Genomic DNA, 12497 nt, shown 5'->3' on the forward strand with positions numbered 1-12497 from the left:
GAATGGAGCGTCGGTTGCGCCCCGCGTCCGGTCCGCATACGGTTCACGTGTGATCCACACGTACCCTCCGCTGAATCTCGAGGTGCGCACGCCACGGCTGACGCTGGCCGCGGCCACGGATGAGCTGCTGGAGCGCCTGGTGCCGATCGTCCGCGCCGGTGTCGCCGATGTCGCGCCGTGGCCGTTCGACGATCCGATGTCGCTTTACGCGGACAGTCCCGACCGCGAGTGGCGGTGGCTGCGGGCCATCTGGGCGGGGCGTGCCCGGGTGGAGGAGAGCTTCTGGCGGCTGTACTTCGTCGTGCTGCTGGACGGTGAGCCGATCGGCATGCAGGACCTGCGCGGCGTCGACTTCAAGCGGTTCGGGACGGTCTCCACGTTCTCGTGGCTGGCGCCGGGCCGGCGGGGGAGCGGGATCGGCCGGGAGATGCGCGCGGCCGTGCTGCACCTGGCCTTCGCCGGGCTGAACGCACGGGAGGCCGAAAGCGACGCGTTCACCGACAACCACGCTTCCAACAAGGTGTCGCAGGCGCTGGGTTACGTGCGGAACGGCACCACCTGGGACACCCGCCGCGGCGAGGTCGCGCAGATCCAGCGCTGGGTGCTGACCCGGGACGCCTGGGAGCAGGTCCGGCGGGACGACATCGAGTTGACCGGCGTCAAGGAGTGCCTCCCGGCGCTGGGCCTGGGCTGACCGCCCGAGTCCGCCGGCTGCCGCGGCGGCCGGTGGACGGCTTGCGCAGTTGCGGTAGCAGGGACGCCGCCGACCGCCCCTGGATGGCCGACAGCCACACCCCGGTGCCGTAGGCGACGTCGTCGAGGCGGTGGCCGAGCCAGTAGCGGGGCAGGTCCAGCTCGACCCGGCTGTTCGCGTACTCCAGCAGGACGTCGGCCACCGCCGCGACCGCGGCCGCGCGGCGCACCCGCCGGGAGAAGAGGCAGCCGACGGCGGTGACCGGCCACCAGTGCCGGGTGATGAGGCCGCCCGTCTGCAGCAGGGTGCCGACCACGCCGCCGGCGGTGAGCCGCACGCCGAGCCCGGCCGAGCCCTCGACGTCGAGCTTGCGGGAGATCCGCGCCGCCGTCACCGCGCAGATCGCCGCCGCCGCGGGCACCGACCAGCGCCGCTGGGCGAGCACGGCGACCGCCAGCGCGGCGCTCCACGGCGCCATGATCGCCGGGGCGACCGATCGGGGATGCCGTACGGCCAGCGGATGCGCCCCGGTGCCGTACTGCACCTTGCGCACGAACCAGTCGCCGAACCGGGCGCGGTGTTCGTGCGCCGCGGCCACCGACGGCTCGAACCGCACGCGCCAGCCCGCGGCGACCGCCCGCCACCCGAAGTCGACGTCCTCGCCGACGCGCATGCTCTCGTCGAACCCGTCGCCGATCGCGCTGACCCGCCCGACTAGGCAGGCGGTGGAGACCCAGGAGACGTACGAGCCGGGCTGCACCGATGCGGGCCGCGCGCCCAGGTCCAGCGAGCCGCGGGTGTTCTCGTACCGCCCGATCCACGTCTCCGAGGTCGCCGTCCGCAGGCCCGTGATACGGGGGACCGCCACCGCCGCCCGCGGATCGTGGAAGTGCTTGAGCAGCGTCGGCACCGTGTCCTCGGCGAGCACGATGTCGGAGTCCACGAACGCGACGAACGGCGTGCGCACCAGCCGCAGGCCGGCGTTGCGGGCCCCGGCCGGGCCGAGGTTGCGCGGCAGGGCGACCAGCCGCGCGCCGTGCCGCTCGGCGACCGCCGCGATCGCGGCCGGGCCGGTGGACGCGTCGTCCACGACGATGACCTCGCTGCCCGGCCCGATGCTGGTCAGCAGCCGGTCGAGCTGGCGCGGCCGGTCGTGCACCGGGATGACGTAGGTGCAGCGCGGGTCGGGGTGTGGCGGGATCTCGTCGACGGCGGGGTGCGCAATCGACAGTTCGAGCAGCCGGTCGGCGAGCGCGGCGCTCGCGGCGTCGCGCACCCGCAGCGTACGGCCCTCGAACAGCCGCCGGGCCCGCGGCGTCAGGCGTACCAGGCGGGTGGTGGGCGCCCCGCCGAGCAGGGCGCGGCCGCCGTCGACGAGGCGGGTCCGGGCGTCGAGGACGACGGCGAATCCCACGGGCAGCGTCATACGAGACGTCCACGATGATCGGCCGTGAACGCCGTGACCCGGCGGACCGTGTCGTCGACCAGCGCGTCGAGCAGGGCCCGGCCCTCCTGCTCCCCGGCCCCGGCGGGGTCGCCGAGCACGCCGTTCGGGGCGACGGACCGGACCCCGCTCCGCACCAGCTTCGGCATCAGCGCGGCGAGCGGGCGGGTGTCACCGGCGGCCGCCTCCGCGAGGCGGACCTCGTCAGGGGCCAGGTGCAGCATCACCGAGGTCTCGGACCGGCCCGCGTGCGCGTCGCCGGGGAGCACACAGGCAGTCCACGCCGCGTGATGGCCCTCCGCCCGCAGCATCGCGACTGCTTCGTCGAGGGTACGGGTGTTGCCGCCGTGCCCGTTGACGAAGACCACCCGCCCCGCCCACAGCGCCAGCGAGCGCATCGTCTCGACGAGCACCAGCCGCAGCGCCTCGTGCCCGATGGAGATCGTGCCCGGGAAGCCCGCGTGCTCGCCGCTGTTGCCGAAGCCGATCGCGGGCGCGACCAGGGCCTGCCCCGGCAGGCGGGCCGCGACCCGGTCGGCGACGGCGCGGGCGATGACGGTGTCGGTGGTGAGGGGCAGGTGCGGTCCGTGCTGCTCGGTGGACCCCACCGGCACCAGCACGAGCGCACCGGCCGCGGGCACCTCGGGCCACACGGCCCGGTCGAGCCGGGTGCTCATCGCGCCGCGGCCCCCGCCGTACGCGTGAAGCCGTCGGGGATCACCAGATCGTCGGGACCCAGCTCGCCGGCCGAAGCGTGGCCCAGGCCCAGGACCGCCGAGTCGAGGCCGCCGCGCATGATGTCGAGGACGTTCGCGACACCGGCCTGGCCGTTCGCGGCCAGGCCCCACAGGTGGGCGCGGCCGATGAGCACGGCGTGCGCGCCGAGCGCCAGGGCCTTGGCCACGTCGCCGCCGCGCCGGATCCCGCCGTCGAGCAGCACCTCGATCTGGTCGCCGACGGCCTCGGCGATCGGCGGGAGCAGCCGGATCGTCGCCGGGGTGGTGTCGAGGTTGTTGCCGCCGTGGTTGGAGACGGACAGCGCGGTGACGCCCGCGTCGACCGCGCGCCGGGCGTCGTCGACCCGGCCGACGCCCTTGAGCAGGAACGGCCCGCCCCACTCCTTCGCGAGCCAGCCGATGTCCGCCCAGCTCGGCGGGGGCGTCTGCATCCATTCGCCGTACGCGCCGAAGAAGGTCGGGACGCCGCCGCCGGGCTGCCGCATGTTCGGGGTGGTCAGGTCGGGCAGGCGGCCCGCGCGCACGAACCGCCACAGCCAGCGCGGGTGCGGCAGCACGTCAGGGGCCATCCGCAGCATGGTCCTGAGGCCGATCCGGTCCGGGATCGTGGGGCTGCCCCAGTCGCGGCCGTGCGAGAACGACCAGTCGAGCGTCAGGATGAGCGCCTTGCACCCGGCGGTCCGGGCTCGCTCCATACGCTGCACGATCGTGTCGCGGTCGCCGCTCCAGTAGAGCTGGAACGCGGTGTTCGGATTGGCCGCGACCACCTCCTCCACCGTCCTGGAGGCGAACGAGCTCAAGCCCATGATCACATTGTGGCCGGCGGCGGCGCGGGCCACCGCCACCTCGGCGTCGGGGTGCACGGCCTGCACGCCCGTCGGCGAGATCAGGACCGGCATCGCCGTCGGCATCCCGAGCACCGTCGTGCTCAGGTCGCGGACGGCGTGGTGGCCGGCCACCCGGGGGGCGAAGCCCAGCTCGGCGAACGCGCCGACGTTGTCCGCGACGGTGGCGCCGCGCTCGGATCCGGCCAGCAGCGCGCCGTAGACCGCGTACGGGAGGCGCTTCTTCGCCCGGCGCTGCGCCTCGGCGACCGTCTCGAACCAGGGGTTGCCGAACATCAGCGCACCTGTACGCCGGCCAGCGGCGACTCCTCGCACGCACTCACCGGCGGGCGGGTGATGCGGACCGGCACCGGGCGCCGGGGAGCGGTGTGGTGCGAGTGGTCGCCGGAGGGCTTGGGGACCTCGCCCCGGTTCGCCAGCAGCGACTCGCCGTAGCCCTGGACGCACTCGGGGTCCGGACCGTCCAGCGGCAGACCGGTGAAGAACTTGGCGGCCATGCAGCCGCCCTTGCAGGTGCCGAAGAACGCGCAGGAGCTGCACGCCCCGCCCTGCTGCGGCCGGCGCAGCCCGAGGAACAGCGGTGACTCCCGCCAGACCCCGGCGAAACCGCCCTCGCCGCGCACGTTGCCGGCGAGGAACTCGTCGTGGATGGTGAACGGGCAGGCGTACACGTCACCGACCGGGTCGATCAGGCACACCACCCGTCCCGCGCCGCACAGGTTCAGCCCCGGCAGCGCGCTCCCGAACGCCGACAGGTGGAAGAACGAGTCGCCGGTCAGCACGTCCTCGCCGTGGGCCACCAGCCAGTCGTACAGCTCGCGCTGCTGGTGCGGCAGCGGGTGCAGCTCGTCCCAGACGTCGGCGCCGCGGCCGGAGGGGCGCAGCCGGGTCAGCCGCAGCTGGGCGCCGTACCGGTCGGCGATCTCCCGGAACGTGTCCAGCTGCGAAATGTTGTGCCTGGTGCACACCACCGACAGCTTGAATTTGCGCATGCCCGCGTCGGACAGGTGGGCCATGGCGCGCAGGGCCGTGTCGTAGGAGCCGTGCCCGCGGACCGCGTCGTTGACCTCCGCGGTCGCCCCGTCCAGCGAGATCTGCACGTCGACGTAGTCGTTGGCGGCCAGCCGCCGGGCCGCCTCGGCGTCGATCCGCACCCCGTTGGTCGAGAACTTCACGCCGACATGGTGGGCGGTGGCGTAGTCGAGCAGCTCCCAGAAGTCGGGGCGCACGGTCGGCTCGCCGCCGCCGATGTTGACGTAGAAGACCTGCATGGCCTCCAGCTCGTCGATGACGGCCTTCGCCTCGGCGGTGCTCAGCTCCCGCGGGTCACGCCGCCCCGAGCTGGACAGGCAGTGCGTGCAGGACAGGTTGCAGGCGTACGTCAGCTCCCAGGTGAGGCAGATGGGGGCGTCGAGGCCGTGTTCGAAGAGATCCACCAGACGTTCGGTCTGCGCCGTCATGGGGCCGGCCGCCTTTCGATCAGCATGGAGGAGCGGGCGAGCACCGTCAGCGCCCGCGCGTACCGGGCGACGTCGTCGGCGCTCGCGCCGGCGGCCTGGCAGGCGGCGCGCGCGGTGGGCGCGGCCGCGAGCGCCTGGACGACGGCGAGCAGCCCACGGTCCTTCAGGAAGGACAGGCGCCGGGTGCCGAAGTGATACAGCAGCGCGCCGAAGGGCTCCGGCCGCACCGAGACCTGCGGGTGCAGATCCCAGGCGCGGTCCAGGTCGAAGACCGGTGCGGTATGCATGGCGTGGCGGACGAGCCGAGGCTCAGTACACGCCGCACATGCCGTCGATGGAGACCTCTTCGATCAGGTCGTCGGCCTCGACGAGACTCTCGGCGGTGACCGGCTCGGCGGCGTCGGACGGGTCTGCGACGACCGTCTGCTCCTGCATGACATCCTCCCCATGCTCGGGCGAACCTCGCCATCCACCTGGGCGAACCTCGCTGAGTCGCGGCACGTGGCGCTGCCTCGACGATAGATCGGCGTCTTCTGCCACGGCCGACGTCGACACTAACCGCATACGGTGCCACGGGAAAGGGCACCGGCTCGTGATCATTCCGATGCGCTGCGTCGGATGGGGACGTTCGTCGCCGCCTCACGAACGAACCGCGTGTTACGGAGTGCCCGGCGGCTGAACCTCCGTTACGGTCGGACGCATGAGCAACGTGACCCGCGACGTGTTCGACGACAAGGTGTCCGCCTGGCGGCAGTGGCAGGACGCGCCCTGGGGCAGGTTGCGCTACACGCTGGCCGAACACAACATCGCCCGCCACCTCGACGGGCGCCGGCTGCGCATCCTCGACGTGGCCGGCGGCAACGGCGTGGAGGCCGTCCGCTACGCCGCCGCGGGCCACCAGGTCACCCTGGTGGACTACTCGCCGCAGATGCTGCTGTCGGCGCGCTCGCTGGCCGAGTCCACCGGCGTCGCGCACCGCGTCACCGTGATCGAGTCGGATGTGGCCAAACTCGGCGACGTCGTCGAGCCGCGCGCGTACGACCTGGTGCTGTGCCACAACCTGCTGCCGTACGTGTCCGACGTGGACTCCACGCTGAGCACCGTCATGGCGCCGCTGGGCGAGGGCGGCCTGGTCAGCATCATCGCCGGCAACGCGCACTCCGAGACGATGCGCGCCGCGATCCGCGACATGGACCTGACCGCCGCCTACGAGACGCTCGACGCCGCCGAACGGTTCACCACCACCTTCAACACCCCCGTCTACCCGCGCACCGCCGAGGAGGTGTCGGCCGTGCTGCGCCGCCTCGGCGCGGGCGTGCTCGGCCACTACGGCATCCGCTCGGTGTGCGACTACATCCCCGACGACGAGCGCAAGTACGACGCGTCGTTCTTCGCCGAGCTGGAGCGGCTGGAGATCGCGCTGTCGGACCGGATGCCGTTCCCGCTGACCGCGCGGCTGTTCCACCTGATCGCGAGCGCGCCCGTCACAGCTGGGTGAGCACGTTGAAGTCGAGGCGGTCCGCCTCGGCGAGGTAGATGCGCTGCCGGGCGTGCCTGCGGCGCATCGCGATCGCGCCCCGCGGCCCCTCGTAGGTGACGTCGTCCGCACCGGACCCGATGGCGCGTACGTCCAGGGTCCGCGCCCGGTTGATCAGCGCCGCGAGCAGCAGCACACCCTCGTAACAGGACTCGCCGAGGCTGCCCGGCTGCGGCGCGTCGACCCCGAAGCGTGCCGCGTACTGCCCGTGGAAGTCGAGGTTCTCCGGCGTCACCAGGGTCGCGAAGAAACCCGCGGTGCTGAACAGGCCACGGGTGGCGTGCGCGCCGCTGGCCATCAGCATGTTCTCGTCCATCAGCGTGCTCAGCCGCAGGCAGCGCTGATCCAGTCCGCTCGCCGCGAACGCCCGGTTGAACCGCACCGCGTCGTTGCCCACCAGCAGCATCAGCACCGCGTCGGCCTCGCTGCGCTCGATGCGGCGCAGCACGTCGCCGAACCCGTGCACGCCCAGCGGCAGGAACGCCTGCCCGCACACCTGGGTGCCGGACTCCACGGCATACCGCAGCGCCGCCGCCGCGGTGCGCCGCGGCCACACGTAGTCGTTGCCGACGATGAACCAGCGCCGCACCCGGTGCTCCCCGGCCAGCAGCCGCATCGCGGGCAGCAGCTGCTCGGCGGGTGTCTCGCTGGTCAGGTACACCCCCTCGGTGCGCTCGCCGCCCTCGTAGAGCGCCGTGTACACGTACGGGACCCGGTGCGCGACCCGCGGCGCGAGCGCCTGCCGCACCGACGAGATGTGCCAGCCGGTCACCCCGTGCACCACACCCAGCTCGACCAGCTTCTCGACCTCCGCGGCGACCCGCTCCGGGGGCGCGCCGCCGTCCACCGGCACGAGGCTCAGCTCCCGGCCGAGCACCCCGCCGCCCCGGTTGACCTCCTCCACCGCGAGCTGCGCGCACAGCTCGCAGGTCGGCCCGAAGATCCCGGCCGGGCCCTGCATCGGGAACACCAGCGCGACGTGCAGCGTCTCGCCCAGGGTGCCGGTAGCGCGGCCGGGCTGTCCGGGGACGACCAGGCCTGGCAACCGCGACGGCGGGACGGGCATGGCCACATGTTCCCGTGGGCCGCGCATGATCTCCAGACGGTTCCCGAAGGTGTGGCCGATCGGTAACATCGATCACGTCCACCAGGCCAAGGAGGATCATTGTCCGCCGCAGCGCCCACCGGTCCGCGCCCCGATCTGTTCCAGCTGCTCACCCAGGCCGAACGGCTGGTGCAGCGGCGCCTGTCGGCGATCCTGCGCGCCGAGGGCTGCTCGGCGGAGGCGTGGCGGGTGCTGTCACTGCTGGCGGCCGAGGGCGGGCGGCCGATGACCGAGGTCGCCGACGGCGCGTTCCTGCCGCCCGGCACCCTGACCAAGGTCGTCGACCAGCTGGTGGAGCAGACGCTGGTGTACCGGCGGGTGGACCCGCTGGACCGCCGCCGCATCCGGGCCTATCTCAGCCCGCGCGGGCGGCAGCTGCACGACCGGATCGCGGCCCGGGTCGCGGGCAGCATCGGCGAGCTGCCCATGGCGGAGTCCGAACGCGAGCAGCTCGGCGAGCTGCTGGGCGCGCTGGCCGGTGCGCTGTCGCGTCGGCCGGTGACAGCCTGATCGGGCCGTACGACCGGGTGCGGCGTACTGCGGCGCACCAACTATCCAGAAAGCGCATTTGGGGCGTATCGGTCTGCCTACGATCTGTGCGAGCGGGAACCTTCGCCTGATCAAGGGAGTGTCTCGATGCTGATCCGTCGGCTCTGCGTGCCGCTGGCGCTCGCGATGCTCATCGGAACATCCGGTTGCGCCGGGACCGACGCCGGCGCGCCGACGACGCCGGCCGGCTCCGGCGTGGCCGAGCCGTCCGCGAACGCCGCTCAGGCTCTGCGCGGGGTCGGGCCGACGAAGAAGCCCCGGATCATCGCCTGGCTCAGGCGGCTGGGACTGGGCACACCACGCGGCCCGCAGTCGGACCTGACCGACGCCTATGACCTGCTGGGGCAGCGGAAGTGCGCGGAGGTCCTGCCCCTCACCGAAAGCATGGATCCGGCGACCGGCCGCCTGTTCGCCGGAGCGGCGCAGGCCTGCCTGGCGGCCTTCGAGGGCCGCGCCGAGCTGTGGCCGGAGGCCGAGTCCGCCTGGGAGCAGGCCGGGGGGCCGGATGGGGTCCACTGCCTGAACGTCCCGGTCTACGACCTGCTGGATCAGCTCGTCGAAGCCCATCGCGCGGACCCGGCGGCGACCTTCGAAGTGGGTGAGGCCGGTCCGGCCGGCGAACCGCCGTGTCCGGCCATCACGCGCCTTGACCCGGACCACGGGCTGCCCGGCGACGAGGTGACCATCATCGGGGACAACCTCGACCGCATCCACAGCGTGTTCCTCGAGTTCAACGGCGAGATCAAGGACTCCGCCCTGTTGGAGCCGAACGCGGGGCAGGACGGGCTCCGGCCGGTGCCCGGCGGGCTGCGGTTCACCATGCCGCAGGTGCCGGAGACCGCGACGGCCGTGTGTGTCAAGGTGCAGGCCGAACCCAGCTGGGCCACTGACGCGGAGCTGTTCACTCTGGACCGGCCGGCGGCGAGCTCGAGTCCGCCGGACGAGCCGCTTTCGCCGTCTCCGGAGCCCGATCTCTCGCTCTCCGCCGCGCCGTCACTGTCCGCCGTGCCACCGGAACCGTCGCCCGACCCCGGCGACTCGCCTGAGCCGGGCGGTGCGGGGAGATCCCGCATCGGGTCGTACCTGGGTGCCTGCCCTGCCTGACGACATGGCGCAGCCGCAGCGGGCCGGAGATCCGAAGCCGACCGCCGCCGCCGACCGGCTGGCGCCGCTCATCAAGGCGGTCACCGAGATCGGCTCGCTCGCGGCGCTGTTCACCGCGCTGCTCTACTACTTCGGCTGGGCGCGCAGCGAGGCGCAGGCCCGGGCGTTCGGCGCCGATGCCAGCGTCTTCGACATGTCCACCACCGACTACCTCCTGCGCAGCATCGACGTGCTGTTCATCCCGATCTTCATCCTGCTCGTCGCGTTCTACCTGGGCATGCGACTGCACCGTCGGCTGACCGCCACCCATGGCGTGTCCTCGCCGGCGGGCCATGCCGACCTCGAGCCGGTGACCGCTGCCCCGCGCGGTTCGGCGGTCCGGTGCGCACGGCTGCTCCGGCTCTCCTGGCTGATCCCGGTCGTGATAGGTATGCCGCTCGCGCTCGCCTCGCTGGTCGGCGTCTTCGGCGACTTCGGCAGCATCACCTTCCCGCTGTGGGTGGCGGTCGGCATCGTGGGCACCACCTACGGCGCCGTCCTGCACCGGATGGTCCACGGCCGGCCGCCGCCGCCCTTGAGCACGATCGCGCTCATCGCCGCGCTGCTCGCGGTCACGCTCTTCTGGACCGCGGAGCGCTTTGCCCGGTTGACGGGCGAAGGCATGGCCGACGAGATCAAGTCAGCTCCGGCGGACCATCTGGCGCGGGTCACCGTGTACAGCATGCGCCGCCTGCCCATGTCCACCGACCGCGTTCGGGAGACGCCCACACCCGGCCCCGAGCCGGGGTACGGCTACCGCTACGACGGGCTGTTCCTGCTCCAGCGCTCCGGCGACAAGTACTTCCTGCTCACTGACGGCTGGGCCGATGGGCAGGGGCGGCTGGTCGTGCTGCCGGACAGCGACTCGATCCGGCTCGAGTTCGGCGGATGACGGCTCGGGTAGCCGGGGCCGACCGCGATGTGGCAGGACACCGACCGCGGGTCACTTCGAGGTGAACGCGCGGAGCAGCGTCCGGAGCGCGGCCGCGAGGTCGGCGCGGTTCTCGGCGGTGCCCGGCGGCGGGGCGGTCAGCGCACCCGCACCGATGAGCCGGTCGAACAGCAACCCGTCCACGCACGCCACGAACTGTGGGCCTGCCTGCTCCGGGTCCTCGGCACCGGCTGCGGCGAGCAGCGCGCAGGCCTGAGCGCGGGACGCGTTGCCGTACGCCAGGATCGTGCGCAGCTCGGGGTGGTGGGTCGCCTCCAGCAGCGCCGCGTAGCGGGCCAGGGTCCGCGTGCGGCCCGTCGTCAGCCACCCGTCCATCACCGCCGCGACCTGCACCGCGAGCTGGTCGAGCTCCGCGGGGCCGAGCGCGGCGGGCAGCGCCGGGGTGGCGTCGGCGGGCAGCGCGTTGCGTTCCAGGTCGGCGCTGTCGAAGTCGGCGATGCGCTGCACGAGCGCCTCGATCAGCGCCTTGCGCGTACGGTAGTACGCCGAGGTGGTGCCGGGCGGCAGGCTCGCGCGGGCGTCGACGGCGCGGTGGGTCAGGCCGCGCATGCCCAGCTCGGCGACCAGTTCGATGGCGGCGTCGGTGATGACGGCGTACCGGGACAAGCGAACCTCCTTCTACGGATGTAGTATGGCTTTCTACAGGTGTAGAAGAGCGGGGTGGTGTGATGAACGACCGAAAAGCCGTGGTCATCGGTGCGGGCATCGGCGGGCTGTGCGCGGCCATCGGGCTGCGCCGCCGCGGCTGGGACGTCACCGTGCTCGAACGCGCCGCCGAGTTCACCGAGGTGGGAGCCGGGCTGACGCTCATGGTCAACGGTCTGCGCGGCCTCGAAGCGCTCGGCGTCGGTGAGCCCGTGCGGCAGGCCGGGCGCGGGGACACCTCCGGCGGCATCCGCACCCCGGCCGGGCGCTGGGTCTCCCGGATCGACGGCGACGCCATGCAGCGCCTGCTCGGCACGTCGGCCGTCGGCATCCACCGGGCCGTGCTGCACCGGGTCCTGCTCGCCGAGCTGCCCGCCGACGTGGTCGTCACCAGCGCCGAGGTCGTCGAGGTGGTGCCGGAGCCGGAGCCGCGCGTGCACTACCGCACCGCTGGCGGCTCCGTCGTCTGCACACCCGACCTGGTCGTCGCCGCCGACGGCATCAACAGCCGGGTCCGCGCCCGGATGTGGTGCGACCTGCCCGCACCGGTTTACTCCGGGACGACCGCCTGGCGCGGCGTCACCCGCGAACCGTGGCACGGGCCGCTGACCAACGCGATCACCTGGGGCCGGGGCACCGAGTTCGGCATCGTGCCGCTCGGCGACGGCAGGGTGTACTGGTACGGGGCCGTCAGCGCCCCGGCCGGGACGCGCTACCCCGAGCCCGACGAGCTGTCGGCGGTGCGGGCGCGCTTCGCCGGCTGGCACGAGCCCGTCTCGGCGCTGATGGACGCCACCGCGCCCGAGGCGGTCATCCGGTCCGACATCTACCACCTCGGCACGCCACCGCCGTCCTATCACCACGGCGCCGTCGCACTGCTCGGCGACGCCGCGCACGCGATGGTGCCCAACCTCGGGCAGGGCGCCAACCAGGCGATCGAGGACGCGGTGGTGCTCGCCGCCCTGTGTGACCCGTCGGGGGACGTGGCGGCGGCGCTGTCCGAGTACGACCGGCAGCGGCGGCCTCGCGCGCAGGGCATCGCCCGCGCCGCGCTGCAGACCGCCCGATTCGGCCAGCAGCTGGACAACCCGATCGCCGAAGGGCTGCGCAATCTGGTCATGCGGCTGACACCGTCGCGGCTCGCGCTGCGCTCCATGGCTTCTCACGCGGGCTGGACGCCACCGCAGATCCCGACGGTGCCGGTCCCGTCAGCCTGACGGCGGCACAGGCTGTGCACGGCGACGACCGTGGCGCGCACCCAGGGGCGCGCGCCACGGTCGTCCTGCTCGATCGTCAGAAGATGAGGTCGAAGTTGCCCCAGCCGCTGCTGATCGCCGCTCCGGTGCCGCTCTGGAACCCGCCGGTGCCGTTGCCGCGGTAGAGGTG

General features: G+C 73.1%; 14 protein-coding genes. 6 read left to right on the plus strand and 8 right to left on the minus strand.

What is annotated here, in order from left to right:
* The first annotated feature begins 49 nt into the window (after positions 1-49).
* On the plus strand, positions 50-694 hold the full coding sequence (locus Cba03nite_RS34630) for a GNAT family N-acetyltransferase (RefSeq protein WP_203755785.1): 645 nt from the start codon (positions 50-52) through the stop codon (positions 692-694).
* On the opposite strand, the gene mftF is transcribed toward Cba03nite_RS34630, so the two are convergent.
* Genes mftF through mftA form a run of 6 tightly spaced genes read right to left on the minus strand, consistent with a single transcriptional unit; the run spans position 660 to position 5615 of the window.
* On the minus strand, positions 660-2120 hold the full coding sequence (gene mftF / locus Cba03nite_RS34635; RefSeq protein WP_203755798.1) for a mycofactocin biosynthesis glycosyltransferase MftF: 1461 nt from the start codon (positions 2118-2120) through the stop codon (positions 660-662). The genes Cba03nite_RS34630 and mftF overlap by 35 nt on opposite strands.
* Complete coding sequence (gene mftE / locus Cba03nite_RS34640; RefSeq protein ID WP_203755800.1) at positions 2117-2815, minus strand: mycofactocin biosynthesis peptidyl-dipeptidase MftE; 699 nt, start codon at positions 2813-2815, stop codon at positions 2117-2119. Before mftE ends, mftF begins: the two co-directional genes overlap by 4 nt.
* Entirely contained in the window at positions 2812-3996 is a 1185-nt protein-coding gene (mftD, locus tag Cba03nite_RS34645) for a pre-mycofactocin synthase MftD (RefSeq protein ID WP_203755802.1), read from the minus strand. The genes mftE and mftD overlap by 4 nt, the downstream gene beginning before the upstream one ends.
* Positions 3996-5180 (minus strand): mycofactocin radical SAM maturase, encoded by a 1185-nt coding sequence (gene mftC / locus Cba03nite_RS34650; protein WP_203755808.1) that lies wholly within the window; start codon positions 5178-5180, stop codon positions 3996-3998. The genes mftD and mftC overlap by 1 nt, the downstream gene beginning before the upstream one ends.
* Positions 5177-5467: a mycofactocin biosynthesis chaperone MftB gene (gene mftB / locus Cba03nite_RS34655; protein ID WP_203755811.1), complete on the minus strand. Its 291-nt coding sequence runs from the start codon at positions 5465-5467 to the stop codon at positions 5177-5179. Before mftB ends, mftC begins: the two co-directional genes overlap by 4 nt.
* A 22-nt stretch (positions 5468-5489) precedes the next feature.
* Positions 5490-5615, minus strand: coding sequence for a mycofactocin precursor MftA (gene mftA / locus Cba03nite_RS34660; protein WP_203755829.1), 126 nt, complete (start codon positions 5613-5615; stop codon positions 5490-5492).
* Between the two features lie 265 nt (positions 5616-5880).
* Here mftA and Cba03nite_RS34665 point away from each other — a divergent pair, with 265 nt between their 5' ends.
* On the plus strand, positions 5881-6678 hold the full coding sequence (locus Cba03nite_RS34665; protein ID WP_203755832.1) for a methyltransferase domain-containing protein: 798 nt from the start codon (positions 5881-5883) through the stop codon (positions 6676-6678).
* Here the strand turns inward: Cba03nite_RS34665 and Cba03nite_RS34670 are convergent.
* Positions 6665-7783 (minus strand): substrate-binding domain-containing protein, encoded by a 1119-nt coding sequence (locus Cba03nite_RS34670; protein WP_203755834.1) that lies wholly within the window; start codon positions 7781-7783, stop codon positions 6665-6667. The genes Cba03nite_RS34665 and Cba03nite_RS34670 overlap by 14 nt on opposite strands.
* A gap of 99 nt (positions 7784-7882) precedes the next feature.
* Here Cba03nite_RS34670 and Cba03nite_RS34675 point away from each other — a divergent pair, with 99 nt between their 5' ends.
* From Cba03nite_RS34675 to Cba03nite_RS34685, 3 genes are all read left to right on the plus strand, one after another.
* Positions 7883-8332 carry a MarR family winged helix-turn-helix transcriptional regulator gene (locus Cba03nite_RS34675; RefSeq protein ID WP_239126240.1) on the plus strand — a complete coding sequence of 150 codons (450 nt, stop codon included), beginning with the start codon at positions 7883-7885 and terminating at the stop codon, positions 8330-8332.
* 126 nt (positions 8333-8458) lie between these two features.
* On the plus strand, positions 8459-9475 hold the full coding sequence (locus Cba03nite_RS34680) for a hypothetical protein (RefSeq protein WP_203755837.1): 1017 nt from the start codon (positions 8459-8461) through the stop codon (positions 9473-9475).
* Entirely contained in the window at positions 9459-10406 is a 948-nt protein-coding gene (locus Cba03nite_RS34685; protein ID WP_203755840.1) for a hypothetical protein, read from the plus strand. The genes Cba03nite_RS34680 and Cba03nite_RS34685 overlap by 17 nt, the downstream gene beginning before the upstream one ends.
* Positions 10407-10457: 51 nt before the next feature.
* Here the strand turns inward: Cba03nite_RS34685 and Cba03nite_RS34690 are convergent, their stop codons facing one another.
* The gene (locus tag Cba03nite_RS34690) at positions 10458-11072 is read right to left on the minus strand and encodes a TetR/AcrR family transcriptional regulator (RefSeq protein ID WP_239126241.1); all 615 of its coding nucleotides are present in this window, start codon (positions 11070-11072) and stop codon (positions 10458-10460) included.
* Positions 11073-11134: 62 nt separating this feature from the next.
* Here Cba03nite_RS34690 and Cba03nite_RS34695 point away from each other — a divergent pair, with 62 nt between their 5' ends.
* On the plus strand, positions 11135-12328 hold the full coding sequence (locus Cba03nite_RS34695; RefSeq protein ID WP_203755842.1) for an FAD-dependent oxidoreductase: 1194 nt from the start codon (positions 11135-11137) through the stop codon (positions 12326-12328).
* The last annotated feature ends 169 nt before the right edge of the window (positions 12329-12497 follow it).

Source organism: Catellatospora bangladeshensis (genome assembly GCF_016862575.1).
GTDB classification, from domain to species: domain Bacteria; phylum Actinomycetota; class Actinomycetes; order Mycobacteriales; family Micromonosporaceae; genus Catellatospora; species Catellatospora bangladeshensis.